This window comes from Streptomyces sp. NBC_00390 (genome assembly GCF_036057275.1).
In the GTDB taxonomy this organism is placed as follows: domain Bacteria; phylum Actinomycetota; class Actinomycetes; order Streptomycetales; family Streptomycetaceae; genus Streptomyces.
Map to the genome: position 1 here is coordinate 7,846,019 of NZ_CP107945.1, position 24,556 is coordinate 7,870,574.

Sequence of the window (24,556 nt, forward strand, 5' to 3'; positions counted from 1 at the left end):
AGGGCGAACGTCACACCATCGCAGCACTGGACCCGTCGGTCGGGCGCCAGTACGAGGCCGAGCGGCTGCCCGTCACTGGAAGGCGGCATGGATCTCCTGTTCGGTGGCGGCGTGGGAGACGATGAGGAGTTCGTCGCCGGGCTGGAGCCGCATCTCGGGGGTGGGGACGGTGGGTTGGCCTTCGCGGATGATGGTGGCGATGACGGTGCCTGCGGGGAGGGTGATCTCGCCGAGTGCGCGGCCTGCGGCGCGGGACTGCGGTGTGATGGCGGTTTCGATCACGTCGACGCCCGCTTTGCTCAGGCGCAGGAGGGCCACGGTGTCCGTGGCGCCGGTGGCTTCCTCGATGAGGGAGATGAGGGGCGTGGCGGCGGGGACTGCGGTGTCGACGCCCCAGTTCTGGTCGAAGAGCCAGGTGTTCTCCGCGTCGTTGACGCGTGCCGCGACGCGGGGGACGGCGAACTGCCGCTTGGCGAGGAGGCTGATGACGAGGTTGTCCTCGTCGTTGCCGGTGGCGGCGATGATGAGGTCGGCGGTGTGTGCGCCCGCGTGTTCGAGGAAGCTGGGTTCGCAGGCGTCCCCGGCGACGAGGCGTACGGGAAGGCGGCCTTCGAGCTCGGCGATGCGGTCCTCGTCGATGTCGACGAGGGTGACGTCGTTGCGGGCGGCGGCGAGGACCTGGGCGATCTGGGTGCCCAGGCGCCCGGCGCCGGCGATGAGGGCCTTCATGTCCCCAGCTCCTTGTCCAGGAATCCGCGCAGGCGGCCGAGTGCGGTGGCGGCGACGGCGAAGGTGACCAGGTCGCCGGGTTCGGCGGGGGTGCTGTGGGCGGGCACGAGAGAGCGCCCGGCGCGGGTGACCTCCACCACACGGATCTCGCCGTCGACGTCGAACTGGGTCAGTCGCCGGCCGGTGAGGTAGGCGGGCAGCTCGGAGCGGATCAGGAGGGTTTCTCCGTTGCCGAAGGTGAGTTCGGGCGTGAGGTGGCGGTGCAGCAGCATCTGCTGGATCTGGTGCACCGTCCAGTGGACGCTGGCGATGGTGGGGATGCCGAGTTCGCGGTAGATGTCTGCGCGGCGGGGGTCGTAGATGCGGGCGAGGACGATGGGGACACGGTAGGTCTCCTTGGCCGTCCGTGCGCTGACGATATTGCTGTTGTCGCCCGAGGTCACGGCAACGAATGCGTCTGCGTGTTCGATTCCGGCGGCCTCGAGCACCGCGCGGCTGTACGCGTTGCCTTCGTGGAACTGGCCGGGGAAGCCGGCCGGCAGTAGCTTGCGGGTCTTGGGCAGGCGGTCGATGAGCCGTACGTCGTGGCCTTCGGTTCCGAGCTGGACTGCGAGTGTGGAGCCCGCCCGCCCGCAGCCCGCGATGATCACTCTCATGCCGTTCCTCCCTTCGTGCTCGGCAGCCCCAGGTGTCGGCGCAACCACCACTTGCGGGTCTCTTCGGCGGCCAGCAGTAGTGCTCCGAAGCCGGCGAGGACAGCCCAGTCGGCGGCGTCCAGCGGCGCGGTGTTGAAGATGGCCTGCAGCGGGGGCAGGTAGCTGATGGCTGCCATCAGGGTGATGCCGAAGCAGCCCGCGGCGATCAGCCACGGGTTGGACAGCAGCCCGATCCGGAACACGCTCTGCCGGTCGGTGCGTACCGCGAGCGCGTTGAAGAACTGGCTGACCACGATCCCGGCCTGGACCATGGTGATCGCCTCCCGGTAGACGGTGTCGTCCTCGGTGAAGTCGGAGTACGGGATTCCGGAGGCGTGGATGTGCCAGAAGAACACGACGGTCACGCCGAGGGCCTGGATGCCGCCCAGGAACAGGATGCGTCCCATCACGGCCCTTGAGAAAAGCCGTTCACGTCGGGAGCGCGGCGGCCGGTCCATGACATCAGGTTCTGGTGGCTCGGCGCCGAGCGCCAGAGCGGGCAGAACATCGGAGCCGAGGTCGATCGCGAGGATCTGGACGGCGGTGATCGGCACCAGGGGAAACCCGGCGAAGGTCGCGGCGAGGATGGGAACGAGCTCGGCGATGTTGTGGCTGAAGAGGTAGATAAGGAACTTGCGGATGTTCAAGTAGACCGACCGGCCAAGTCTCACCGCCGTGGTGATGGAGGCGAACGAGTCGTCCAGCAGCACCATGACCGCGGCTTCCCGGGCGACGTCGGTGCCGGAGGCGCCCATTGCGACGCCGATGTCCGCGTGCTTGAGGGCCGGGGCGTCGTTGGCGCCGTCGCCGGTGACCGCGACGACCTCGCCGCGCCGCTGCAGAGCGGTGACCACCCGCATCTTGTGTTCGGGGCTGACACGGCACAGCAGCAGCTCGCCCGAGTCGCAGAGCAGGGCATCCAGGCCGTCGTCGTCGAGCGCGTCCAGCCGGGTGCCGGTGACGACAGCGGGCGTGGGCTGCCGCACGATCCCGACGCGCCGGGCGACCGCCTCCGCAGTCAGCGGGTGGTCCCCGGTGACCATGACGATGCGGATCCCGGCCCGACGGCAGGCGTCGACGGCGGCGCTCACTTCCGGCCGTGGCGGGTCGAGCATGCCGACCATGCCCAGAAGTGTGAGCTTCGATTCGACGTCGTCCTGGACGGGGTGGGCGTCGGCCAGGGCCCGTGATGCCGCCGCCAGCACGCGCAGCCCTTGGGCGGCCAGATGGTCACTGGCGGCGGTCACCGCCGCGCGAAGCTCATCGGTGAGCGGCCGCCGCTCACCTCTCCAGTCGACGGCGGTGCAGCGGGCGAGAAGCTCCTGAGGCGCGCCTTTGACGTAGGCGCCGTACTTGTCGGGGGTCTTGTGCACGGTGCTCATCAGCTTGCGGGCCGAGTCGAACGGGTACTCCGTCACACGGGGCGTGGCGGCTTCCTCGGCGGCCATGTCCAGACCGGCCTTGGTGGCGGCGACGAGCAATGCCCCCTCAGTGGTGTCACCGAGCACCCGCCAGCCCTCGCGGTCCGACTGGGGGTACTTCCCAGCGTCAGGTGGGGGAGGGACCAGCCGGGCGTTGGAGCACAGCCCCGCCGCCCGGAGCAGTTCGCGCACCGGCCCGGGATCGGCCACTTCGCCGGCCGGCGCGTACCCCACCCCGGACACGGCATGGGGCACGCCGCCGGCCCACACCTGGACGACGGTCATCTCGGCCTGGGTGAGTGTCCCGGTCTTGTCCGTGCACACCACGGTGGTGGACCCCAGTGCCTCCACCGCCAGCAGCTGCTTGATCAGCGCGTGCCGACGGGCCATGCGCCGAACGCCGATCGCCAGCGACACCGACAGCGTTGCGGGCAGCCCTTCGGGTACGAGCGCGACCATCACTCCGAGCGCGAACACGAAGGTCTCCACGAGCGGCTGCCCGGTGGGCACGCGCACCGCGAACAGGGCCGCCCCGATCGCCAGCGCCGCTCCCGCCACGCGGCGGGCCATCGAGGCGACCTGGCGCTGCAACGGGGTCTTCTGCCGCGGCGCTGCTGCGGCGAGCCGGAAGATGCGTCCGAACTCCGTTGCCGCCCCGGTGGCGAACACCACGGCCTTCGCGGAGCCCGCGACGACATCGGTGCCCATGAAGACGCAGTTGCGGGCCTGAAGCACCGGGCCGCCGGCCACCGGTTCTCCGGTCAGCCTGACGGCGTCGCTTTCCCCTGTCAGGGCCGCGTTGTTCACCGAGACCTCGTGCGCCTCGACCAGTCGGCAGTCCGCCGACACCGCGTCCCCGGCTTCCAGGACGACGACGTCTCCGGGCACCAGGTCACGCGCGGGCAGCTCTTGCCGCTGCCCGTCGCGCAGCACCCGGCAGGTATGCGGCACCATCGCCTGCAGCGACTCCGCGGTCCGCTCGGCCGAGTACTCCTGTGCGAAGCCGATGGCCGCGTTCAGCACCACCACGGCCAGAATCGCCACGGCCAGCTGCAAGGTGCCCTGGTCGGGCGGCTCCTGAAGCCAGTACGCCAGGAACGTGATCGCCGACGCGACGAGCAGCACCACGGCGAAGAGGTCGGCGAACTGTCCGACGAGGTCTCGCCACAGCCCCCTCCGCCCCGCGTGGGGCAGCTCGTTGGACCCGAACCGGTCCCGTCGCGCCGCCACTTCCGCTGCCGTCAATCCTCGCGGTGAGGTGTCCAGGGCGGCGAAGACGTCTCGGGTTGCCAGGCTCTGTGCTGCGGGCCCATGAGCCCCGCTCGGGACCGGCCCGCGGCCCCCGTCACCGGACGTCAGTGAGTGGGTTCTGGTACCCATAGGCCACCTTGGAGTGACGCGGTCACGGCGCGGCGGCCCGTACGGCCGTGACTTTGTACCCGGGGCAGGACGTGACGGTGTCCGCGGGGTCGGACGTGAGGCGGTTCACTCCGCTTGCGGGGAAGTGGAACGGAGCAGAAGAGCGGCCGGGGACTGTCTGTTCGCCGATGCGGGCAATGAGCCGGGCCCGCCCCCGTACGCGACAGCGCCCGTGTGGGGCGGTGAGGTCCGCGTCGTAGGCGGCCGGCCCGGGGGCGGCGGCAGCAGGCAGGCCGAACCTGACGGCGACCGCCGGAGCCTGTACCTCGGGGCTGCCCGCCGGTCCCGTTCCCGCCCTGGTCTCGGCCAGTGACCCGATCAGCCGGTCTCCCGGCCGCCCACGCTGGTCGGCAGAGGCCCGAAACGCATCGAAACGGTCCGCAGGACCCACGGGAACCATGACCTCATCGTGGAGGCAGGCACCCGGGGCCGCATCCCGGCATCGGCGTGCGAGCGCGTCGGGCCATCCGGCTGGGGACGGCGGCGTTCGCAGTGAGCCGAGACCTCCCCGCCGCGGCCCGCCAGAACGAGCAACTTCCGAAGGGCGGACGCGGGCCGACAGATGCTCGCGATCGCGGTAGCTGCTCGCAGCGTGACACGCTGGGAGCCTGCGCGGCAGGGGGCGTGGCCGCGTTCCTGGCGGTCCTGCCGTCGGCCGTGGGGGGTTCGGCAGTTCCGGCGGTGCCCGGCCGGCTGTCACACGGCGGGACATCGGTGCTCGACCTCGTTCGCCTCATATGCGGCCAGGCCTTGGGGCCCAGGATGGGCGCGGCCTCACCAGGAAGGGCCGAATGGTCCCTGTGATGTGCCCCTTGTGGGCCTGTGCCGCACAGCCCGGTGGCGCTTCACTGGAATTGACGAGGAGGACAGGACGAGGCCACGGAGCAGCGGAGCGAGACCGCGCACCGTGCAATCAGGATCCACGAGAAGTGGATGGTCCTCCCCGCCGTTTCTGTGCCGACACGGTTGAGCTGGGAGTACACAGTGCGCGCGACGTTTCCGCTGGGACGCATTGCCGGCGTCCGGATCGGAGTGCACTGGAGCGTGCTCCTCGTCTTCGCCATCATCGCGCTCGGTCTCGCACAGGGCCGGCTGCCGGAGACGCACCCCGGACACGCCCCGGTCGTGTACTGGCTGACCGGGCTGGCAACGGCCGTGGTCTTTTTCGCCTCATTGCTCGCCCACGAACTCGCCCACGCCGTTGTGGCTCGCCGCAACGGCGTCGAAGTCGACGACATCGTGCTGTGGCTTCTCGGCGGAGCGGCCCGGCTCAAGTCGGAGGCGTCCAGCCCTGCCGCCGAGGTGCGCATCGCGGGTGTCGGCCCCCTCGTGAGCCTCGTGCTCGGCGGCCTCTTCGCGGCAGGGGCGTGGCTGCTCGCCCGGGTATCCGCGCCAGGTCTTGCCGTGGAGGGCATGGTGTGGCTGGCCGGCATCAATTTGCTGCTCGCCGTGTTCAACGCCGTTCCCGCAGCGCCGCTCGACGGAGGGCGGCTGCTGCGGGCCTTCCTGTGGTGGCGGACGGGGGACCGGCTGCGGGCGACGGCGGGGGCGGCGACGGCGGGTCGGATCTTCGGCTGGTTCCTTGCGGTGCTGGGACTGCTTCTCCTGATGAGGACGGGTTCCTTCGGCGGGCTGTGGCTGGCCGTGATCGGCTGGTTCCTCATCGCGGCGGCCACCTTGGAGGGGAGGCAGGCAGCGCTGCGCGCCACCCTCGCCGGCGTCCCGGTGCGTCAGGCCATGACCCCGGATCCGGTCTCGGTACCGGCCGGTCTCCCCGTCGACAGGTTCCTGGCCGACCCGCTGTACCGGTTCAGGCATTCGGCGTTTCCGGTGACCGGGGACGGCGGAGCCCCGGTCGGCCTGGTGACACTGGACGCTGCCAGAGCGGTGCAGGGGGAGCGGCAGAGCGTCGTGACGGTGGGCGACGTGATGCTGCCCCTGTCCCAGGTCGCCGTGGCACGGCCGGACGATGCGCTCACGGATCTTCTGCCACGCATGCAGCCGGGTGCCGCGCACCGAGTTCTGGTGCTGGATGGCACCCGGCTCGTCGGCATCCTCTCCGCGTCGGACATCAGCCGCACCGTGGCGTGGCTGATGCATTCCGGCCCTGGGGAAAGCGGTCACGCGCGCTGGTGACTGCACCGTGTTCACTCCCGGGCGGCACGTCTCAGCGGACGAGGACCGCCTCACCGGAGCGGGGTACGACCGCGGTCCAGCCCAGCTCCCGGTCAATGCGCCCGCGCAGCGTTGCGGCGGCGTCAGGCTCGCCGTGCACCAGGTACGTCGTGTGCGGTGCGGGAGCCCCGCGAAGCCAGTCGAGGAGCTGGTCGGCGTCGGCGTGCGCCGAGAAGTGCGGGACGTTCGCGATCTCGGCGCGCACGGGCACGTACTCGCCGAACATCTTGAGCGTGCGTGCGCCGTCCACCAGATCCCGGGCCCGTGTGCCCTCGGCAGCGAATCCCACGATCACCACGGCGTTGCGGGAATCGGGCAGCAGACGCCGCAGATGGTGCAGCACGCGTCCGCCGGTCGCCATGCCGGCCGCGGAGACGATCACGGCCGGACCCTGGGCGTGGTTGATCTCGATGGACTCCTGGACCGTGCGGGTGGCGAGGAAGGGTTCGGGGCTGAGGACGGCCGTGCCGTGCGCGGCGACATCGGGACGCAGCTCTCGTGCCTGCGCCCGGATCGCGTCACGATAGACGTCCAGGGCGGCCAAGGCCATGGGGCTGTCCACGTACACGGGCACCGACGCGGGCAGAACTCCCGCCCGGCGCAGTCCGGCGAGCTCGTGGAGGACGACCTCGGTGCGGTCGAGGGCGAAGGCGGAGATGATCACAGTGCCGCCGCGGTTGAGCGCACGGGTCAGTACGGCGGTGAAACCGGCGCGTCCCGCTTCGTCGTCGTGCCGGCGGTTGCCGTACGTCGATTCCATGAGCAGCATGTCCGCGCCGGAGAAGGGCTCGGCCGGGCGGAGCAGCGGGTGCCCGGGGCGGCCGAGGTCGCCGCTGACGGCCAGGGTGTGCCCGTCCTCCAGGGTGAGGTGGGCCCAGGCCGATCCGAGGATGTGGCCGGCACCGCGCAGTGTCAGCCGGGTCCCGGCCATGATCTCGATCTCGGTGTCGATCGGCACCGGGTCGAAGTACTTCAGCGTGGTGTCGACGTCATCGTCGTCGTACAGCGGCTTGGCGGGCCGGTGCTTGGACCAGCCCCGTTCATTGGCGTGCTGGGCCTGCTCCATCTGGAGGCGCGCGCTGTCCCACAGCACGATCTCCGCGAGCCGGGCCGTGTACGCACTGGTCAGGATCGGGCCGCGGAAGCCATGGCGGACGAGCCGGGGCAGGTAACCGCAGTGGTCGAGATGGGCGTGGGTGACGACCACGGCGTGGATGTCCCCGGCGTCGCAGGGCAGCGGTCGCCAGTTGCGGCGCCGCAGGTCGGCAAGGCCCTGGAAGAGCCCGCAGTCGACGAGGACGCGGGCGTGGTCGCTCTCGACGAGGAACTTGCTTCCGGTGACGGTGCCCACGCCGCCGAGGAAGGTCAGGAGCGCCGGTCTGGACCGCCGGTCGCGGCGTGCTGTGGTGTTGTTCGCAGCCGTTTCCTCCATGGGAGCAGCCTCCTCGAAAATGAGGAACGGTTCCCACTTCCAACGGCGTGCCCACCTCCGCCCGGGCCGGATGATCCCCAGGGGGACCGCCTGCCCTGCTCGCGGTCGCAGTCCACGCCTCCAGGCTGCGTCAGCGGAATGCCGCGTACTTGGGCCAGGAGGTCCCCGCTGTGTGCCCATGCGGCCTTGGTCCGTAGCAGGGCGGGGCATGCCGTGTTGTGCGCGCCGTGTCGTGTCCTCCACGAGGGATTCCGCGGATTCCACGGCGATCGTGCCGAGTGCCGTGCGCAGGAAACCCTCTTGTCGGGCACGGCGATCAGGAGTGGGCGACGATGGCGACGGGCGCCGGCGAGTGGTGGGTCACCGCGTGGGTGATCGGGCCGATGTGAGCTCCCAGAGGGGACTTGCGGATGTGCCGGCCGACGACCACGAGATCTGCGTCGGTGGCGCAGTGGATCAGCTGTTCTCCAGCAGAGCCCACAAGGGCCTGCTCGACGACGTCCACCGACGGGAACTTCTGCCGCCAGGGCATCAGCAGGTCGGCGAGCGCGCGGTCGACTTCCGCGGCTGCCTCCCGGCGGACTCCATGATCGAGCAGGGGATCCTGGGCGACGACCAGGGGGAGCGACCAGCCGTACACGGCGCGCAGCGTGCAGTCGCGCCGTGCGGCTTCGTCGAAGGCGAAGGCCAGGAGCGCGTCGCAGGGCTGGTGGACGTCCACACCGACGACCAGGTCGCGGTAGGGGCCGGTACGGGCGGGCGGCGGCACGTCCTCCGCCCGCGTGGCCGCTCGTACGAGAACGACCGGCCGCTCGGTGGCGCTGATCGTGGGCATGCCGACCGAGCCGATGAGGAACCCCGTGATGCGGCTGAGCCCACGCGAACCGAGCACCAACAGGTCCGCCTCGCCCGCCTCGACGGACAGGGCCGCCGGGGGCCGTGCGGAGAGCCTCCGGGTGGTGATCTCCAGCCCGGGTTGGCGCTTCCGCAGGTCGTTCGCGACCTCGGTCAGCATGTCGTCGGACCAACGCTGCTGCTTCTCGGGGCCGGTCACCGGCATGGTGATCGATGCGGGCCAGTCCTCGGCGTAGACGAGGCGCAGCGGCAGGCTGCGCAGCGCGGCTTCGTCCGCGGCCCACGCCGCCGCCCAGCGGCTTTGGGGCGAGCCGTCCACGCCGGCGGTCAGATGACGGGTCATGGTGCTGATCTCCTTCGGGGCCATGTGTGCGGCTTCCCTCCCAGCGCCACCAGCAGCGCGCGGTGACAGCAGAGGCCGAGAGTCGCCCGCGGGGGCCGAACGATCCTGCTCACGATCACGAGGAGGTAGCTCCCTGCACGAGGCGCCTGGGCGGGCTGTGCCGCAGTCCGCCCAGGCGTCCAGGGATGCGCGTCATGTGGTGTGCGTGATTTCGATGTGCTTCGGTTCCGGCTTCTCTTCGCCGAGGCCGACGCTGACGGTGAGCATGCCGTCGGCGTACTCGGCGCGGACGTCGTTCTCGTCCGTGCTCTTGGGCAGGGTGAGACTGCGGGTGATCGATCCGTAGCGGATCTCGCTGCGGTGCTTGTCGACGTCGCGCTCGGTGCGCTCGGCCTTGATGGTGAGGACGCCGTCCTCGACGGTTACGTCGAGATCCTTGACGTCGATGCCGGGGAGTTCGGCACGGACGATGTACCGGCTTCCCTCGGTGTATTCCTCGAGCCTCATCGTGTACAGGTCCGCCATGGCCGGCATGGTGAATCGAGCGGGGAAAGCCTCGAACCAGTCGGGCAGGTCGGGAAACGGGAATTTCTGCTTGCGTGCGAGTACAGCCATGACCAGGCTCCTCGGTATCGCGGTTACTGCATGTCCAGTCCACCGCACCAGGTTCAAGATCGCAGGGGTCGAACGGGCAGCATCGGGGGCCGAAGGTCCCCAGGCTCGCCGATTCACGGGCGAACGGCTCCGCGAAGAGGGGACCACTCGGCCCTGCCGCGCTGAACTCCCCGGCGTAGCGTGTTGATATGAGCCGGCCGCAGCCGATGGCTGCCGCCACCTGGGATGCAGACCGGCGGAGGAGCTATGGCACCTACCCGTGTACTCCCGATCGTCTTCGGCGTCGACGCCGTAAACCGGAATGCCGCCCTGGACTGGGCGATCGACGAGGCCGCCCGCCGCGGGGTGCCACTGCAGTTGGTCCACGCGGTGCTGCCGGTGACCCATCACGTGCGCGGCGTCGAGGAGACCGCCCATCACAAGGCCTTGCGGCAGCTGGGTGACGAGGCACTCGACAAGGCCATGGCTCGCTCCCATGAACGGCAGCCTGATCTTGAGGTGACGACGTTCATCACGGACGCCAATCCGGCGCAGGCGCTGGTGCGACAGTCCGCGCACGCGGGGCTGGTGGTTCTCGGCTCGCGTCGGCTGGGCCGGCTGGCGGAGGTGCTCAGCGCCGCCTCAACGGCCGTACCGGTGAGTGCGAACGCCGCCTGTCCGGTGGTCGTGGTGCCGGACACCGAGCGCACGGTGGAGGAGCCGCCGTACCTCGTGGTCGGGGTGGACGGGAGCCCGTCGGCCGACGCTGCCCTGGACCATGCCCTGGAAGCCGCCGCCTCGCGCGGTGCCTCGGTACGCGCGGTGTGGGCGTGGCAACGCCCGCTGCTGGGATTCCTCGACGAGCAGGCCGCGCTCGAGTCGTGCCACCGGCAGCTGCACGAAGCAACCGCGGGGCGATCCGCTGCCTACCGGGACGTGCCGCTGAGCCATACGGTGCTGCGGGGGCACCCGGTCGAGGCGCTGGCGAAGGCCGCCGAGCATGCCCTCGCCGTGGTCGTCGGCCGCCGTGGCCGGGAGGGCTTCACCGGCATGTGGCTCGGCTCCGTTCCGCACGGTCTGCTGCACAGGGCCGTCTGCCCGGTGGCCACCGTGCCCCCATCGGCCTACGAGGACCGCTGAGAACTGGCAGCGGGAGACCAGGAGAGTAAGCCCACTCGGCCGGAGTGAGGAGCCCATCGTGACTGAGCGCGAGAACTTCGCGGCAGGAGCCGAAGCCCGCCGCGCGGTACCGGGCAAGGGGCTGAGGGCTGACGAGCCCCGGCGCGAGGAACTGCTGCTGCGCTACCTCGGCGCGGTAGCCTCGGTTTCCGCGAAACAGGTTGCGGCGCCGCGCCCCACGGCCTCAGGGACGGCGCCCGCCGAGCTGGCGCGCAAGGCCTCGGCACACGCAGCCGGCGCTGAACCCCCGCCCCTGCTGGTCCGTGAGGTCATGGACGTACCGGGCGCATCGGTGCGCGGAGACGTGCCGTTCGTGGACGTGGCCCGGCACCTGACCCGTGAACACGTCGGGTGCCTTCCGGTGGTCGACGCCGAGCGACATGTGCTGGGTGTGGTGTCGGAGTCCGATCTGCTGGCCAAAGCCGCCGTCGAGGCGTCGGAGCACCGTCCGAGCGCGCTCGGACGGTTGAGGGAACGGCGGCTGCACGACAAGGCACGCGGCGAGACCGCCGAGACGCTGATGACCACGCCGGCCGTCACTGTGTACCCCGGCCAAACGGTCGCCGAAGCGGCCTGGTTGGTGTCCCTGTCCCGTCTCAAGCGTTTGGCGGTGACGGACCACGACGGGCGCCTCCTCGGTGTAGTGCACAGGAACGCCCTGCTCAACGCCCTGATACGTGATGACGCCGAAATCCGAGAGGAGATCGAGTCCAGGATCCTCGCCGAACACTTCCCGGCCGCCGCCCCGAGCGCCGTGGAGGTCACCGTACGAAACGGCGTGGTCGACCTCAGTGGCCACATGGCGGAGGCCGATGTGCCACGGCGCCTTGCGCAGATCAAGGCTCTCGACGACGTGACCGCAGTGATCGACCACCTGAGCGGTGCGTGAGTGTCACCGCGTGAGGCCGACCCCCGACTCCCGTGCGGCAGACTCGGGGTCCCGGTGCCCGCTCAGCGTGATGGTGATCTCGGGCGGGGCCTCGAGCGTGTTCTTGACGGTGCAGTGTGAGATCACCGCTTGCATGGCCGCGGCACGGGACGGTGGCAACTCGGGGACGTCGACACAGATGTTCAGCGAAGCGACGCGCGGCGGGGGTTCTGAAGCCATCGTGTAGTCGCAGGCGACACGGAGCCCCTTGCGCGCAATGCCGTGGCGGTCGAGGAACCGCCCGGCGTAGTGCGCGACGCACGACGTCACAGCCGCCACGAACAGTTCCACCGGCGTCGGCGCCGTGTCATGACCACCGTCCGGGACAGGCTGGTCAACCGTCAGTACGTGGCCTCGCATCGTGACTTCATAGGCATCGCCGGAGATCGGGGTGACCTCCGCGTGTCCCGCCCTGCCCGCTGGCGGGGGATCGACCGCTTCGGCCTGGAACAGCAGAAGTCCGGCTATCCGTCTGGCCTCTTCAGGCGTCAGGGAAGCCCAGACCTCACTGCTGTCATACGGCTCGCGCACGGTATCGAGGACCACGCGCCCCATCTCGGCAGGGAGCCCCTCGGACACGAACCTGGAGACGCTGATCGTTCGGCCACAGCCTGTGTGCACTGTTTCCGCCTGCGTAACCGACTGCTTCTCGGACACGACTGCCACCATCCGGACTCGTTGGTTCTTGCCTCGTCCTGCGGGCGTCAGCGCACCTCGAGTCCGACGCTCGGCGGCCTGGGGTGTCGCGTCTCATGACGGCCGCCGCGTGGACTACCTCGCCACCAACGGCCCGGTGCGTCTGACCGTTCCTTCCCGCTGTAGATGCTTGGTGACTCCGAGCGTGGCATTCGAGGGCCGCCGCGGACAGGGCCGACCGGGCCCGACCAGGGGGCTGATGGGCCCTGCGCCGGCGCGCGCCAGGTGCTTCCTCTCAGTTTCGCGGCACGGCTCTTGCGAGACCTTCGCTGTCGAGCGATGAGGGCTCCGCTCACGCGGCTGCCCCCGGCTTCGGGAGAGCGGCCAGTGAGCTTGGTCCGCTTGGCGGCGACGGCCTCGGCGTAACGACCAGTTCCGCGCCGGTGTGGACGCGTGCGGATCAAGGCCGCGCCGGCCGGTCCTTTCTGTCGCCGTATCCGGTTCCTGTACGAGTTCGGCCCGGAGTTCCGGTCGTTCACACCCGGGGCCGTTGGGAAGACCTCAAGATCGGGATTGCCTCCCTGCGGCTGTTCGAAGGCTGCGCGGTCGTCAGCGACATCGACTGGATCCGTCAGTCGACTCGGCTCACGAGCTTTCTGATGCCCTGCCCGGTACGCGTCTTCGGCAACCAGGAACGCGACGAGGCCCTCTGCTGGTTGAGTTCGCTGCCCGAAGGTCCCGGAATTTCCCACCGACTCCTGCCCGAGTCCCATGTCGTCGTGGTCGAGGTCGAACAGCCCTTGCACGCCCAGGACTTCGATGTCCTTTCGCTGACCGCGGACAGCTGGCTCGAAACACACGAAGAGTTGGCCGGCGTCGTGGTCCGTGCTCGAGAGTTTCCCGGCTGGGAGAACGTCGGGAGCCTGCTCCGGCATCTGAGTTTCGTCCGCGACCACCACCGGAAGGTCAGGAAGGTCGCGCTGGCGGCCGACAGCAAGCTCGCCGGCCTGATGCCTCACGTTGCGAACCACTTCGTGCAGGCCGAAGTGCGGCGGTTCGGTTACGACGAACTCGAAGATGCCGTTGCATGGTCGGCGAGCCCTCCGGATCATCCGGCCGACGCGGGTTGACGCGGCAGCCATGAAGGCAGGTCGGCGGTCGCGGTGGGATCGCCAGGGCTTTTGCCGGGCTGGTCTCATGCGAGGAGCGCCGTGGGAGGCGTCACGGGATCGCCGACCCGCGCACCTCGGTAGTCCGTCCGCTCATAGCGGAGGTCGTCCATTCAGTCGGCGGCTTTGCCGACCGGTGCCGGAATCATCGCGGTTCACCGTGCCGAATCAACCACTGCGACAATGTCCCCGTTGTGTGCGTCTGCCCTCATCGGTGAGACAAGAACCTCGTCACGCTGGCCGCGCGCAGCCACAACGCCCAGACGGCGCGCGAACGCGGCCTCGCTGCGCGCCGGTGCACGACGCAGTCCGTCCCGTAGATCCGCATGGCCCGCGGACGCGGTTGTCTTGCCGGCCTCGTTCAGGACTGGCTGCTTCCGACTTGCCACGACCAGATCAACGACCCGCTCCGGGCCGCCGTACGGCTCGCCGGAAGCCGCAACGTAGGCGGTCGGCGTCATACGACGTCGAGAACCTCACCCACCGGCCGGCGGGGAGTGGCCGGACCGACAGGCCCGTATCCCAGGCGGATCACCATGTGCACGTAGCCCACCGCCGAGCTCGGGTCCCTGACGGCCCAGCGGAGTTCGGGCCACTCCAGTGCCTGGGAGGTCAGGGACGCGACCAATCCGTCCTGGGTTGCCTGGAGCAGGACGCGTTCCATGGCCTGACCTGCCCGGAGCCAGTCCATCGGATGGTCGGTGGACGTGCCCAGCAGCGCGAGACGGGGCCACTTCTCGAACTTGGCAGTTTCGCGCCCGGGTACAGCTCGGCGTCCTGCGAAATCCCGTACCGGCGCGTTCGCGCCCCACTGACGGGGACCGAACGCCTCGGCAGGAATTCCCTCCGGCCGCGTAGCGTCACTTCCCTCGGCGGTCTGCGTCCAGCGGGCCACTTCCTCGCGGACCTCGGGGGTGAGCGCCTCACGTCCTTCGGCGTCGTGCACCAGATCGAGCAACGACTTCACGTGCCAGGCGTGGGGGAAGGTCAATCTCGCCCCTTCCAGCAGAGCGGCACCCCGCAGCCCGTCCATGAGGGCTTCCGGGATCTCCTCATCGGTGAACGGGAAGCGGCTGGTGTGGCGGCGGCGGACGGCGGGGTGGAGGAGAGCCAGCTCCTCGTCGGCTCCAGGGGGCCCGGAGAGGTCCACCGAGGCGAACAGCCAGGGGTCTGCCGGATCGGGGAGCAGGCTGGTGACCGCCGACCAGCCGGCATGCGTCGCCGCCACGCGCAGATTGAGCAGGGCGGCGCCGCATCCGAGGTGAAGCGCACGATTCGTGGGGTCCTCCACTGGCATGGTGCGCGAGGGATCGCCGCGCAGCTGCAGGACTCCGCTGTCGCGTAGGAAGCGGAAACTCCACGGCTGTGCGTTGTGCATCGACGGAGCGGTCGTGGCGTCCTCCACCACTTCCGCCACCGTTGCCGTGTCAGGCGGGCGTGAAGACACGGGAACCTCCTGCAGAAACAGGTCAGTGGTGGGCGACGACCACGGCCACCGGCGTGGTGGAGTGGTGCATCACCGCGTGGGTGATGGTCACCGATGCGCGGGCCCAGGTGCGACTTCCCGATGTGTCTCGCGACGACCACCAGACCTGCGTCAACCGCTGCCGGCTCATGCAGCAGCTGTGTCGCCGCCGGACCGATGACGGACTTCTCCACCACTGTCACCCCGGGACACTTGTGTCGCCATGGCAGCAGCAGATCGCCGAGGATCCGGCTCGATTCCCTGCCCACCTCCAGCTCGAGGTCGGGGTCGATCGAGGGCGTGTAGCTGAAGACCAGGGGGAGCGTCCAGGTGTCACTTGGCAGGGGGCTGCCAGATCTCCCAGTCGTAGGTGACCGGGCCGGAGTGCGGCCCGGCGTTGTCTGATGCCGGGGCGGCCGTGACCCGGGCGCCGACGGGCTGTCAGCGCCCTCCTGCGGCCGGGGCCAGGGCGCTCAGGGCGGCATCGAGGCGGGCGGTGGCTTCCGCGGCTACAGGCTTCATGGCGTCGAGGCCGGTGAGGGCGACCACGGTGTCGGGGTCCAGAGCCTGGACGGGGACATGATCGCTCTCGCGGCGGACGACGACGTTGCAGGGCAGGAGCAGGCCGATGGAGCGGTCGGCTTCCAGAGGGCGCTCGGCGCGCTCGGCGGAGGCGGAAGTGTCCTGGCGGTGCCGGCGCTGATCTACCTGCTCGGCTTCACCCCCGCCGCGGCCACCACCGCAAGCCTGCTCATCGTCACCGCCACCTCCCTGACCGCCCTGTACGCACACGCGGGCCAAACACGTGCGCTGGAAAGCGGGAGCGGCATTCGCCGCCGCCGGCATCCTGCCCACGGCCCTGGCCGGAGCCGCCGCCGCCCGGCTGCCCCAGGCCGTCCTCACCATCGCGTTCGCCGCCACTGCCGCCTTGGCTGCGACCCGGATGCTTCGACCTGCCCCCGCCACAGCAATGGCCGATGGCCGCGCGGTGCGGCCGGGGAAGGCGGCGGGGACCGGAGCGGGGCTGGGTGCACTGACCGGGCTGCTAGGAGTGGGAGGAGGCTTCCTCGCCGTCCCCGCCCTGGTCACCGTCCTGGCCTTCGAGATGCAGGCCGCCGTCGGCACCAGCCTTCTGGTCGTCTCCGCCCACTCCCTGGCTTCGCCGGCCACCCGCTCCGGCGCCGCCGTCTCCCTGGACTGGGCGGTCATCGGGCCGTTCACCGCAACCGCGATCCTGGGCGCCTGGGACGGCAAACGCCTCACCGCAAAGGTATCCGGCCCCCGCCTGCAACGCCTGTTTGCCCTTGTACTGCTGGCCGTGGCCGCCTTCATGCTCGCCGACGCCGTCAGATGATCTGCAGCTCAGGCCAGCGACAGGAACAGCTTCTCCAGCCTCGCCCGCATCTGCTCCCGGTCCCCGGCCGCCTGCTCCCCGTCAGCCATGCAGTGCTGCAACCCCGTCGCGATGATCGCGAACCCGGCCCGGTCCAGCGCCCGGGAGACCGCCGCGAGCTGCGTGATCACTTCCTCGCAGTCCCGGCCGTCCTCGATCATCCTGATGATTCCGGCGATCTGCCCCTGCGCCCGCCGCAATCGGTTGAGCACGCCTTTCAGCTCATCGGCCGCCATGTCGAGCTCCACGCTTCCTCCTCCATAGATACCCCCTAGGGTATTCTAGTCCATTCGGGACGCCCAGCCCCGGACGAAGAAAGCGAAAGGGAACCCCATCCGCATGAGCACCCCCGCCGCCATCCACCCCGCCCAGGCTGCCGAGCGCCTGCCGCGCTACACCATCGTCGACGTGCGTACCCCCGGCGAATACGCCGCAGGCCACATTCCCGGCGCCCACAACATCCCTCTCGGCCACCTCCACGCCGCCCTGCCCGCCCTCGAGGCAGCAGCCGCCCGCGGTGAGCTGCTGATGGTCTGCGCTTCCGGCAACCGCTCCGCCACCGCCTGCGAACAGCTCGCCGCCGCCGACATTCCCGCCACCACTCTCACCGGTGGCACCACCGCCTGGACCGGCCAGGGCCACCCCGTCCAGCGTGACGAGACGGCCAAGGCCGCCTGGCCCATGGAACGCCAGGTTCGCCTCGCCGCCGGAGCCCTCGTCATGGCCGGCCTCGCGCTCGGTACCCGCTACCGGCCCGCCCGCTGGCTGTCCGCCGCCATCGGAGGCGGCCTGGTCTTCTCCGCCGCCACCAACACCTGCGGCATGGCCGCCCTGCTGGCCAAACTGCCCCACAACCAGCCCCGCACCACCGACCTCAACGCCACGCTCGAAACCCTCGGACGGTAACCCGCCTACTGCGGCAGCCGCCCGCGCCCACGCAGGACCTGCGTCGGTGGTCACGGCGACGAAAGGCCCTGCTGGAGCGTGTGTGCACCCACAAGCAGACCGCAGGAGCAGATGGAGCAGGAGAGCCGTAGGGGTGGCCAGAGCATGGACCCCATGGAGTAGCAGTCTCCTGCCGCCGGCCGGCAGCGCTCGTCCAGGACGCAGCCGGCGGGGTCATTCTCGGCCTGTGGGCCTTCACGGCAATGCCGCCGTGGCAGGGCGGTGACCTCGGAGCGGGCCATCATCCGTGGGCGGTGATGGCTCGCCCGTCTGTCAGGGAGCGGGCGGGTGACCATCTGCCCGGTGGGTCGTTCATCCTGGCGGCGCGCGTTTGCCACCGTCCCCGGCGGCGCGTGCCCGCCGGGCCCTGAAGCGTGCACTGCTTCAGGGCCCGACTCCACGATGGTGGGTGTGCAGGCGGTGCTGCCTCTGCGGGACTTCACTGTGGCTGCCCTTTCCCGGCTGATGAGTCGAGGTGGTGGGTTTCAGTCGGTCCAGGTCCAGTCGGCGACCTCGGGCAGGTCGGTGCCGTGTTCGCGGATCCACGCGTGGTGTCGGGTGCGGGTGTCGGCCATGCGCTGGCGGACGGCGGCGGCGCGGACGGCGAGGCCGGGGACGCGGTCGATGACGTCCATGACCAGGCGGTAGCGGTCCATGTCGTTGCTGACGACCATGTCGAAGGGGGTCGTGGTGGTACCCCTCTCCTTGTAGCCGCGGACATGGAGGTTGACGTGGCCGGTGCGGCGGTAGGCGAGACGGTGGATCAGCCACGGGTAGCCGTGGTAGGCGAAGATGACGGGCTTGTCGCGGGTGAACAGTCCGTCGTACTCGAAGTCGCTCATCCCGTGCGGGTGTTCCTCGCGCGGCATCAGCCGGGCGATGTCGACGACGTTGACGACCCGGACGGCCAGGTCCGGCAGATGACGGCGGAGCAGCTGGGCCGCGGCCAGCACCTCCTGGGTGGGCACATCTCCGGCGCAGGCGAGGACCACGTCCGGTTGGCCTCCGTTCTCCGTGCCGGCCCAGTCCCAGATCCCGGCGCCGCGTGCGCAGTGCACCCGGGCCTCGTCCAGGGTCAGCCAGTCGAAGCAGGGCTGCTTTCCCGCGACGATCACGTTGACGTAGTCGCGGCTGCGCAGGACGTGGTCGGCGACGGCCAGGAGGGTGTTGGCGTCCGGCGGGAGGTAGACCCGTACGACCTCGGGGCTCTTGTTGAGCACGTGGTCGACGAAGCCGGGGTCCTGATGCGAGAAGCCGTTGTGGTCCTGGCGCCAGACGTGTGAGGTGAGCAGGTAGTTGAGGGAGGCGATGGGGGCGCGCCACGTCAGGGCCCGGGAGGTCTTGAGCCACTTGATGTGCTGGTTGACCATGGAGTCGACGATGTGGACGAAGGCCTCGTAGCAGGAGAACAGTCCGTGGCGTCCAGTGAGGAGATAGCCCTCCAGCCAGCCCTGGCAGAGGTGTTCGGAGAGGATCTCCATGACCCGGCCGTGCCGGGACAGATGCAGGTCCGTCGGCAGGACCTCGGCCTGCCATGCCTTGCCGGTGGCGCCGAAGACGGCCCCCAGCCGGTTGGAGTCGGTCTCGTCGGGGCCGACCACCCTGAAGTCGCGGCGGGTCTGCGTGGCCTCCATGATCTGTTCGAGGAGCGAGCCCAGGACCCGGGTGGGTTCGTGCATCGTGGCGCCCGGCTTGTCGACGGGTACGGCAAAGCGGTCGAGGGACGGGATCGGCAGTTCCCGCACCAGCAGGCCGCCGTTGGCATGCGGAGTGGCGCCGAGCCGCCGGTCGCCCTCGGGCACGCACGCGAGTACCTGCTCGCGGGGCCGGCCGTCGGTGTCGAACAGCTCCTGGGGCCGGTACGAGCGCAGCCATGCCTCCAACTGCCGCAGATGCTCGGGGTTCTCGCGCACGCCGGACAGCGGCACCTGGTGCGCGCGCCAGGTTCCTTCCACCGGTTGGCCGTCGACTTCGGCGGGTCCGGTCCAGCCCTTCGGCGTACGGAGCACGATGACAGGCCAGTGCGGGCGCTCGCTCACGCCGTCCTCGCGGGCGGCGCGCTGGACCTGCCCGATGCGGTCCAGCGCCCGGTCGAGCGCCTCGGCCATGGCCCGGTGGACCTGGAGCGGGTCGTCGCCGGTGACATGGATCGGCTCGTGGCCGTAGCCGCGCAGCAGTTCGTCGAGTTCGGACTCGGGCAGCCGGGACAGAACGGTAGGGTTGGCGATCTTGTAGCCGTTGAGGTGCAGGATGGGCAGCACCGCTCCGTCGTGCACCGGGTCGAGGAACTTGTTGGAGTGCCAGGAGGCGGCGAGCGGCCCGGTCTCGGCCTCTCCGTCGCCGATGACACAGGCGACCAGCAGGTCAGGGTTGTCGTACGCGGCGCCGTACGCGTGGGCGAGACAGTAGCCGAGCTCGCCGCCCTCGTGGATGGAGCCCGGGGTCTCCGGCGCGACATGGCTGGGCACTCCGCCGGGGAACGAGAACTGGCGGAAGAGACGCTCCATGCCCGCCTTGTCACGGGTGATGTCGGGGTACGTCGCGGTGTAGCTGCCCTCCAGCCAGGAATTGGCGAGCACGGACGGTCCGCCGTGCCCTGGACCCCAGATGCACAGGGCGTCCTGGCCGCGTGCCTTGATGACGCGGTTGAGGTGGGTGTGGACGAGGTTGAGCCCCGGCGAGGTGCCCCAGTGTCCGAGCAGCCGGGGCTTGATGTGCTCGGGGCGCAGGGGCTCGGTCAGCATTGGGTTGGCCATCAGATAGATCTGGCCCGCCGCCAGATAGTTGGCGGCCCGCCAGTGGGCGTCCAGGGTGCGCAGCTCCTGGTCGCTCAGTACGGTGCTGTTCTGGCGCTTGCCCTTGAGCATGGGTGACTCCGTAACGTCGTCGATGGGCATCGTTGTCGAACCGTGGAGGCGGCATGTCGGAACGCGAGAGGCTGCCGCGGGCGCAGTACGAGCAGGAGCTGCTGCGGCTGCAGACGGAGCTGGTGAAGCTCCAGGAGTGGGTCAAGGCCGAGGGCGCCCGGCTCGTCGTGGTGTTCGAGGGCAGGGACGCGGCGGGCAAGGGCGGCACCATCAAACGGGTCGCGGAGCATCTCAACCCCCGGGTCGCTCGGATCGTGGCCCTGCCCAAGCCCACCGAGCGCGAGCGCACCCAGTGGTACTTCCAGCGTTACATCGCACATCTTCCCGCTGCAGGCGAAATCGCGCTGTTCGACCGGAGCTGGTACAACCGGGCCGGTGTCGAGCACGTGATGGGCTTCTGCACCATGGAGGAGCACCAGCGGTTCCTCCACCAGTGCCCGATCTTCGAGCGGATGCTGGTCGAGGACGGGATCCTGCTGCGCAAGTACTGGTTCTCGGTGAGCGACGCCGTGCAGGAGCAGCGGTTCCGCCGGCGGCTGGAGGACCCGGTACGGCGGTGGAAGCTCTCCCCGATGGATCTCCAATCCCTCACCCGTTGGGAGGCGTACTCCCGGGCGAAGGACGAGATGCTGGTCCACACCGACATCGCGGAGGTGCCGTGGTACGTCGTCGAGAGCGACGACAAGCGCAGGGCGCGGATCAACATGATCGCTCATCTGCTCGCCTCCGTCCCCTACGCCGATGTGTCCCCGCCGACCCTCGAACTGCCGCCCAGGCCGCCCTCCACCGGCTATGTACGCCCGCCGCGTGACCTGCAGACCTATGTCCCCGACCACGCGGCGAGCCTGTGAGCGAGGCCTGCCGATCACGCCCGCTGCGTACGACGACCCGGCATGATGCCGACGACACGGGCGGCTTGGGGCCTGCGCGATCGTCTCTCCCGCCGGAGCCGGTCAGTCGTGCGGGACGACGGCGACAGGGGCTGCGGCGTGGTGCATGGGGGCGGGACCGGGGGCGCGATTGGCGGCGGGAGGCGGTCGCCGGTCCGGGTGTGGGACCGGTGGACCGCCCTTCCTGCGTTGCTCCGCCCGCGCCGGGGTCAGCGCAGCCAGCCGTTGCGGCGTACGACCGGCAACTTCGCCCAGATCCGGCCGATGCCCCAGGTGTCCCCGGCCGAGGCCAGTGCGAGGGCGATCAGCACGGCCGCGTAGATGACGTGGTACTCCACGACCGGGTTGGTGGACATGCTCGGGGAGCCGTCGGACAGGTACCGGGCCGGCGGCCACTGCGCAACCCACATCAGAGCCATCATCACGGTGCCGGCCGCCGCGGCGAGGCGCAGCGCGATACCTGCGACAAGGGCAAGACCGATGCCGAGGAGCCCGAGCATGAAAAGCCAGTCCGCCCAGGTGCCACCCGCCCAGGAGTGGAAGGTGGACTCCATCGGCCCGGCGGCGACGTGACCGAGGAAGCCCTCGGCAGGGGAACCGCCGTCGACCCAGCCCTTGCCGGACGGGGTGGAGTACCCGAAGCCGAAGGTCTTGTCGAGGAACGCCCACAGGAAGACGAACCCGGTCAGCAGGCGCAGGGACGCGAAGGCGTAGGTATGCGGGGCCTTCGTATCGGCGGACGCTAAGGAAGCGGACGCGGTTGCGGTCCTGTTCCCGCGCAGGGACGGGACGCGGAGTCCCGGGCGACGGGGAACCTGAGGGTGCTCGTGCACGGCCATGCTGGTGATCCCTTCAAGGGTGGGGACGTCGGGGCGGTGCTTGACGCCTCTCACTGTCCCGGCACCGCGGTGCAGCCGCTGGGGTCGTTGGGCCGCACGACGAAGGCCGGACGGCACTGACTGCAGGGCCGTTCGGGTACCCGAGCGGTCACGGTGCCGCGAAGGTGGGGCCGACGAGTCCCCTCCAGGAAGTCTTCCCCGAACTCAACAGCCGCCCACGCAAACGCTCGGCCGGGAAACCCCGGCCGAGCGCTTGCTCAAGCTGCTCGCGGCCCGGACAACCGACCACGTGTTGCGGCGACCACTGGAAAGCACCATCGCTCGTGCGGGCCACGTCCGGGCGCCCTCGCTACTTACGGCACGCTGTGAGGAGGCCCGAGCGCCCTCGAGCAGCTGGGCCTCCGTCACGTCACCGGGATCCCGCGCGGTCTCGTCGGACACGTAGTCCTCGACCTCGTACAAGAGTTCGTTCACCACCGCGAAGTCCTCTTCGGAAATGTCCCGCAGGTTCTGGAAGAGGTCCCGGAACCTGGACTCGAACTCGCGTGCGTCGATCTCCCCGGAAACGACCGGAAACGACCGGAAACGAAGAGCCTCACCAGAGCCACATAGGGCTCCAGACCGCCTCCCATTACAGGCTCCGTCGCAACAAGACGTTCTCGGCCTGCTTCGGGTTCAGTTTCCAGCCGCTTAAATGAAGTTGCGGTGCGATTTGTCATTGCGGACGGGGCTGCCGCGTCGGACCGTGGCCCTTTGGGGGCCGTCGGGCCGCTGCGTACGCCGATAGGCTGGTCCGTACGTGTGATCGACGGAGGAGGGGGCCGGTGGGCGTGGAGGAGCCGTTGTCGCGGATGCCTCAGATGCGGCTGGATGAGCTGCTGGAGGAGCTGCAAGCCCGCATCAATGCGGCCCGTGGAACGCGGGACCGGGTCCACAGCCTTCTGGAGGCGGTGGTGTCGGTGGGCCGCGAGCTGGACCTCGCGCAGGTTCTGCGGCGCATCATGGAGGCTGCGGCGCTGCTGGTCGACGCACAGTACGCGGCGCTGGGCGTCATCGGGCCGGACGGCCGGACACTGTCGCAGTTCCTGACGGTCGGGCTGACCGAGGAGGAGATCGCGAAGATCGGCCCGTTGCCCGCCGGGCACGGCCTACTGGGTGAGCTGATCCGCAACCCCGAGCCGCTGCGTCTCACCGATCTGGGCGCACACACGGCGTCGTACGGCTTTCCCGCCCATCATCCGCCGATGCGCACATTCCTCGGCGTACCGATCCGGGTGCGCGACCAGGTCTTCGGCAACCTCTACCTCACCGACAAACGCGGCGGCCACGACTTCGACGCCGAGGACGAGTCGGTGATATCCACCCTGTCCGTGGCCGCCGGCGTGGCCATCGACAACGCCCGGCTGTACGAGGCATCGCAGCGCCAGCATCGGTGGCTGCAGGCGAACGCGGAAATCACCCACGGCCTGCTCTCCGGCAAACCCCGGCTGGAAGTCCTGGAGTTGATCGCCCGACGCGCCCGGGAGATAACCGACGCGCTGGTCGCTGATGTTTCCGTGCCCCTGTCCAGTACCGATGACCTGGTCGTCGAGCTGGCCATCGGCGCGGACGACGGCATACGCCGGGGGCTGGTGATACCGGCCGAAGGCACCCTGTCGGGAGCCGCCTACCACGCGGGTACGCCGGTGAGCACGGCAGACCTGGCCGACGATGACCGCTACCCAGCAGGGCCGCCGCGCCCCGAAGGCCTCGGGCCGGCAGTCGCCGTACCCCTGGGCACCGCGGCCAAGGACACCCGAGGCGTCCTGCTGCTGGCACGCCCTGCTGGAGCCCCGGTCTTCACCGACGAGGAACTGCAGCCGCTGCTCGCCTTCGCCGGACAGGCCGCGCTCGCCCTGGAACTGGCCGAGCGCCGCAACGACGCCGAGCAGCTCGCCCTGCTGGAGGACCGCGACCGCATCGCCCGCGATCTGCACGACCTGGCCATCCAACGGCTGTTCGCCACCGGTATGACCCTGCAAAGTGCCGCACGCCTCGTCGAGCACGCCGGCGCCGCGGAACGCGTCCAGCGGGCCGTGGGCGACCTGGACGAAACCATCAAGATCATCCGCTCTACGATCTTCGGACTGCGCGCCCGGGAAGACGAAACAGGACCGAGTCTGCGCGCCCGCGTCGCCCGCGCCGTCGGCGAAGCGGGTACGACGCTGGGCTTCCCGCCGCGCCTGAGCATGGAAGGACTGCTGGACACGGACGTAGCACCGGCGGTGGCCGACCACGCCATGGCAGCCCTCGGTGAAACGCTGAGCAACGCGGCCCGGCACGCGCGCGCGACGCGGGTGGAAGTGTCCCTCCAGGCCACCGCGGACGAGGTCATCCTTACTGTGACGGACAACGGCAGGGGCATCCCGGCCGATGGCAGGCGCAGCGGCCTGCGCAACCTCGCCGAACGCGCGCGCAGTGTGGGCGGCACCCTGGACATCCACACGCCGGCCGAGGGCGGCAGCCGACTCATCTGGCGGGCGCCTCTCGCAGCCGAGCCGCGGGCGTGACCGGGTAGCGTCCCCAGTGGGGCGGTGAACGGG

At 70.0% G+C, this 24,556-nt stretch carries 22 protein-coding genes; 8 read left to right on the forward strand and 14 right to left on the reverse strand.

Annotated features, from left to right (window positions below; all coding sequences use genetic code 11):
* Positions 1–72: 72 nt before the first annotated feature.
* From OHS70_RS34900 to OHS70_RS34910, 3 genes are read right to left on the reverse strand one after another with little or no spacing between them, the layout of a single operon-like run.
* Positions 73–729, reverse strand: a complete 657-nt coding sequence (locus OHS70_RS34900) for a potassium channel family protein (protein ID WP_328404246.1) — start codon at positions 727–729, stop codon at positions 73–75.
* Entirely contained in the window at positions 726–1,385 is a 660-nt protein-coding gene (locus OHS70_RS34905) for a potassium channel family protein (RefSeq protein ID WP_328404248.1), read from the reverse strand. The genes OHS70_RS34900 and OHS70_RS34905 overlap by 4 nt, the downstream gene beginning before the upstream one ends.
* Positions 1,382–4,225, reverse strand: coding sequence for a cation-translocating P-type ATPase (locus OHS70_RS34910; protein WP_443062698.1), 2,844 nt, complete (start codon positions 4,223–4,225; stop codon positions 1,382–1,384). The genes OHS70_RS34905 and OHS70_RS34910 overlap by 4 nt, the downstream gene beginning before the upstream one ends.
* 1,023 nt (positions 4,226–5,248) lie before the next feature.
* On the opposite strand from OHS70_RS34910, the gene OHS70_RS34915 reads away from it, so the two are divergent.
* Positions 5,249–6,400: a site-2 protease family protein gene (locus OHS70_RS34915; RefSeq protein WP_328404251.1), complete on the forward strand. Its 1,152-nt coding sequence runs from the start codon at positions 5,249–5,251 to the stop codon at positions 6,398–6,400.
* Positions 6,401–6,431: 31 nt separating this feature from the next.
* Here the strand turns inward: OHS70_RS34915 and OHS70_RS34920 are convergent, their stop codons facing one another.
* From OHS70_RS34920 to OHS70_RS34930, 3 genes are all read right to left on the reverse strand, one after another.
* A complete protein-coding gene (locus OHS70_RS34920; RefSeq protein ID WP_328404253.1) occupies positions 6,432–7,871 on the reverse strand; it encodes an MBL fold metallo-hydrolase in 1,440 nt (479 codons plus the stop codon).
* A 316-nt stretch (positions 7,872–8,187) separates the two neighbouring features.
* The gene (locus OHS70_RS34925; protein ID WP_328404255.1) at positions 8,188–9,069 is read right to left on the reverse strand and encodes a universal stress protein; all 882 of its coding nucleotides are present in this window, start codon (positions 9,067–9,069) and stop codon (positions 8,188–8,190) included.
* A 192-nt stretch (positions 9,070–9,261) separates the two neighbouring features.
* Positions 9,262–9,684, reverse strand: a complete 423-nt coding sequence (locus OHS70_RS34930) for an Hsp20/alpha crystallin family protein (RefSeq protein WP_328404257.1) — start codon at positions 9,682–9,684, stop codon at positions 9,262–9,264.
* A gap of 246 nt (positions 9,685–9,930) precedes the next feature.
* Between OHS70_RS34930 and OHS70_RS34935 the strand changes: the two genes are divergently transcribed.
* Both OHS70_RS34935 and OHS70_RS34940 read left to right on the forward strand, forming a co-directional pair.
* A complete protein-coding gene (locus OHS70_RS34935; protein WP_328404259.1) occupies positions 9,931–10,803 on the forward strand; it encodes a universal stress protein in 873 nt (290 codons plus the stop codon).
* Between the two features lie 58 nt (positions 10,804–10,861).
* Complete coding sequence (locus OHS70_RS34940) at positions 10,862–11,731, forward strand: CBS domain-containing protein (RefSeq protein WP_328404261.1); 870 nt, start codon at positions 10,862–10,864, stop codon at positions 11,729–11,731.
* A gap of 3 nt (positions 11,732–11,734) precedes the next feature.
* Here the strand turns inward: OHS70_RS34940 and OHS70_RS34945 are convergent, their stop codons facing one another.
* Complete coding sequence (locus OHS70_RS34945; RefSeq protein WP_328404263.1) at positions 11,735–12,427, reverse strand: OsmC family protein; 693 nt, start codon at positions 12,425–12,427, stop codon at positions 11,735–11,737.
* Between the two features lie 422 nt (positions 12,428–12,849).
* On the opposite strand from OHS70_RS34945, the gene OHS70_RS34950 reads away from it, so the two are divergent.
* Positions 12,850–13,536, forward strand: coding sequence for an STAS/SEC14 domain-containing protein (locus tag OHS70_RS34950; protein ID WP_328404265.1), 687 nt, complete (start codon positions 12,850–12,852; stop codon positions 13,534–13,536).
* A 496-nt stretch (positions 13,537–14,032) separates the two neighbouring features.
* Here the strand turns inward: OHS70_RS34950 and OHS70_RS34955 are convergent, their stop codons facing one another.
* From OHS70_RS34955 to OHS70_RS34965, 3 genes are all read right to left on the reverse strand, one after another.
* Positions 14,033–15,022, reverse strand: coding sequence for an Acg family FMN-binding oxidoreductase (locus tag OHS70_RS34955; protein ID WP_328404267.1), 990 nt, complete (start codon positions 15,020–15,022; stop codon positions 14,033–14,035).
* Positions 15,023–15,044: 22 nt separating this feature from the next.
* Positions 15,045–15,191, reverse strand: a complete 147-nt coding sequence (locus OHS70_RS34960) for a hypothetical protein (protein ID WP_328404269.1) — start codon at positions 15,189–15,191, stop codon at positions 15,045–15,047.
* 290 nt (positions 15,192–15,481) lie between these two features.
* Positions 15,482–15,832, reverse strand: a complete 351-nt coding sequence (locus OHS70_RS34965) for a DUF302 domain-containing protein (RefSeq protein ID WP_328404271.1) — start codon at positions 15,830–15,832, stop codon at positions 15,482–15,484.
* Between the two features lie 13 nt (positions 15,833–15,845).
* On the opposite strand from OHS70_RS34965, the gene OHS70_RS34970 reads away from it, so the two are divergent.
* On the forward strand, positions 15,846–16,394 hold the full coding sequence (locus OHS70_RS34970) for a sulfite exporter TauE/SafE family protein (RefSeq protein WP_328404273.1): 549 nt from the start codon (positions 15,846–15,848) through the stop codon (positions 16,392–16,394).
* 8 nt (positions 16,395–16,402) lie between these two features.
* On the opposite strand, the gene OHS70_RS34975 is transcribed toward OHS70_RS34970, so the two are convergent.
* Entirely contained in the window at positions 16,403–16,681 is a 279-nt protein-coding gene (locus OHS70_RS34975) for a metal-sensitive transcriptional regulator (RefSeq protein ID WP_328404275.1), read from the reverse strand.
* A 91-nt stretch (positions 16,682–16,772) separates the two neighbouring features.
* Between OHS70_RS34975 and OHS70_RS34980 the strand changes: the two genes are divergently transcribed.
* Positions 16,773–17,339, forward strand: coding sequence for a rhodanese-like domain-containing protein (locus OHS70_RS34980; protein ID WP_328404277.1), 567 nt, complete (start codon positions 16,773–16,775; stop codon positions 17,337–17,339).
* Positions 17,340–17,863: 524 nt separating this feature from the next.
* Here the strand turns inward: OHS70_RS34980 and OHS70_RS34985 are convergent.
* Positions 17,864–20,245, reverse strand: coding sequence for a phosphoketolase family protein (locus OHS70_RS34985; protein WP_328404279.1), 2,382 nt, complete (start codon positions 20,243–20,245; stop codon positions 17,864–17,866).
* A gap of 53 nt (positions 20,246–20,298) precedes the next feature.
* On the opposite strand from OHS70_RS34985, the gene ppk2 reads away from it, so the two are divergent.
* Positions 20,299–21,096, forward strand: a complete 798-nt coding sequence (gene ppk2 / locus OHS70_RS34990) for a polyphosphate kinase 2 (RefSeq protein ID WP_328404281.1) — start codon at positions 20,299–20,301, stop codon at positions 21,094–21,096.
* Between the two features lie 248 nt (positions 21,097–21,344).
* Here the strand turns inward: ppk2 and OHS70_RS34995 are convergent, their stop codons facing one another.
* Both OHS70_RS34995 and OHS70_RS39205 read right to left on the reverse strand, forming a co-directional pair.
* Positions 21,345–21,974 carry a hypothetical protein gene (locus OHS70_RS34995; RefSeq protein ID WP_328404283.1) on the reverse strand — a complete coding sequence of 210 codons (630 nt, stop codon included), beginning with the start codon at positions 21,972–21,974 and terminating at the stop codon, positions 21,345–21,347.
* Positions 21,975–22,178: 204 nt separating this feature from the next.
* Complete coding sequence (locus OHS70_RS39205; RefSeq protein WP_443062777.1) at positions 22,179–22,529, reverse strand: hypothetical protein; 351 nt, start codon at positions 22,527–22,529, stop codon at positions 22,179–22,181.
* A gap of 296 nt (positions 22,530–22,825) precedes the next feature.
* On the opposite strand from OHS70_RS39205, the gene OHS70_RS35000 reads away from it, so the two are divergent.
* Positions 22,826–24,523: a GAF domain-containing protein gene (locus OHS70_RS35000; RefSeq protein ID WP_443062699.1), complete on the forward strand. Its 1,698-nt coding sequence runs from the start codon at positions 22,826–22,828 to the stop codon at positions 24,521–24,523.
* Positions 24,524–24,556: the final 33 nt, after the last annotated feature.

Coding starts and splice junctions, on each gene's coding strand:
- OHS70_RS34900 (WP_328404246.1), bottom strand. CDS start 729: ATGAAGGCCCTCATCGCCGGCGCCGGGCGCCTGGGCACCCAGATCGCC.
- OHS70_RS34905 (WP_328404248.1), bottom strand. CDS start 1,385: ATGAGAGTGATCATCGCGGGCTGCGGGCGGGCGGGCTCCACACTCGCA.
- OHS70_RS34910 (WP_443062698.1), bottom strand. CDS start 4,225: ATGGGTACCAGAACCCACTCACTGACGTCCGGTGACGGGGGCCGCGGG.
- OHS70_RS34920 (WP_328404253.1), bottom strand. CDS start 7,871: ATGGAGGAAACGGCTGCGAACAACACCACAGCACGCCGCGACCGGCGG.
- OHS70_RS34925 (WP_328404255.1), bottom strand. CDS start 9,069: ATGACCCGTCATCTGACCGCCGGCGTGGACGGCTCGCCCCAAAGCCGC.
- OHS70_RS34930 (WP_328404257.1), bottom strand. CDS start 9,684: ATGGCTGTACTCGCACGCAAGCAGAAATTCCCGTTTCCCGACCTGCCC.
- OHS70_RS34935 (WP_328404259.1), top strand. CDS start 9,931: ATGGCACCTACCCGTGTACTCCCGATCGTCTTCGGCGTCGACGCCGTA.
- OHS70_RS34960 (WP_328404269.1), bottom strand. CDS start 15,191: ATGAGCCGGCAGCGGTTGACGCAGGTCTGGTGGTCGTCGCGAGACACA.
- OHS70_RS34980 (WP_328404277.1), top strand. CDS start 16,773: ATGAGCACCCCCGCCGCCATCCACCCCGCCCAGGCTGCCGAGCGCCTG.
- OHS70_RS34985 (WP_328404279.1), bottom strand. CDS start 20,245: ATGCTCAAGGGCAAGCGCCAGAACAGCACCGTACTGAGCGACCAGGAG.
- ppk2 (WP_328404281.1), top strand. CDS start 20,299: ATGTCGGAACGCGAGAGGCTGCCGCGGGCGCAGTACGAGCAGGAGCTG.
- OHS70_RS34995 (WP_328404283.1), bottom strand. CDS start 21,974: ATGGCCGTGCACGAGCACCCTCAGGTTCCCCGTCGCCCGGGACTCCGC.
- OHS70_RS35000 (WP_443062699.1), top strand. CDS start 22,826: ATGCCTCAGATGCGGCTGGATGAGCTGCTGGAGGAGCTGCAAGCCCGC.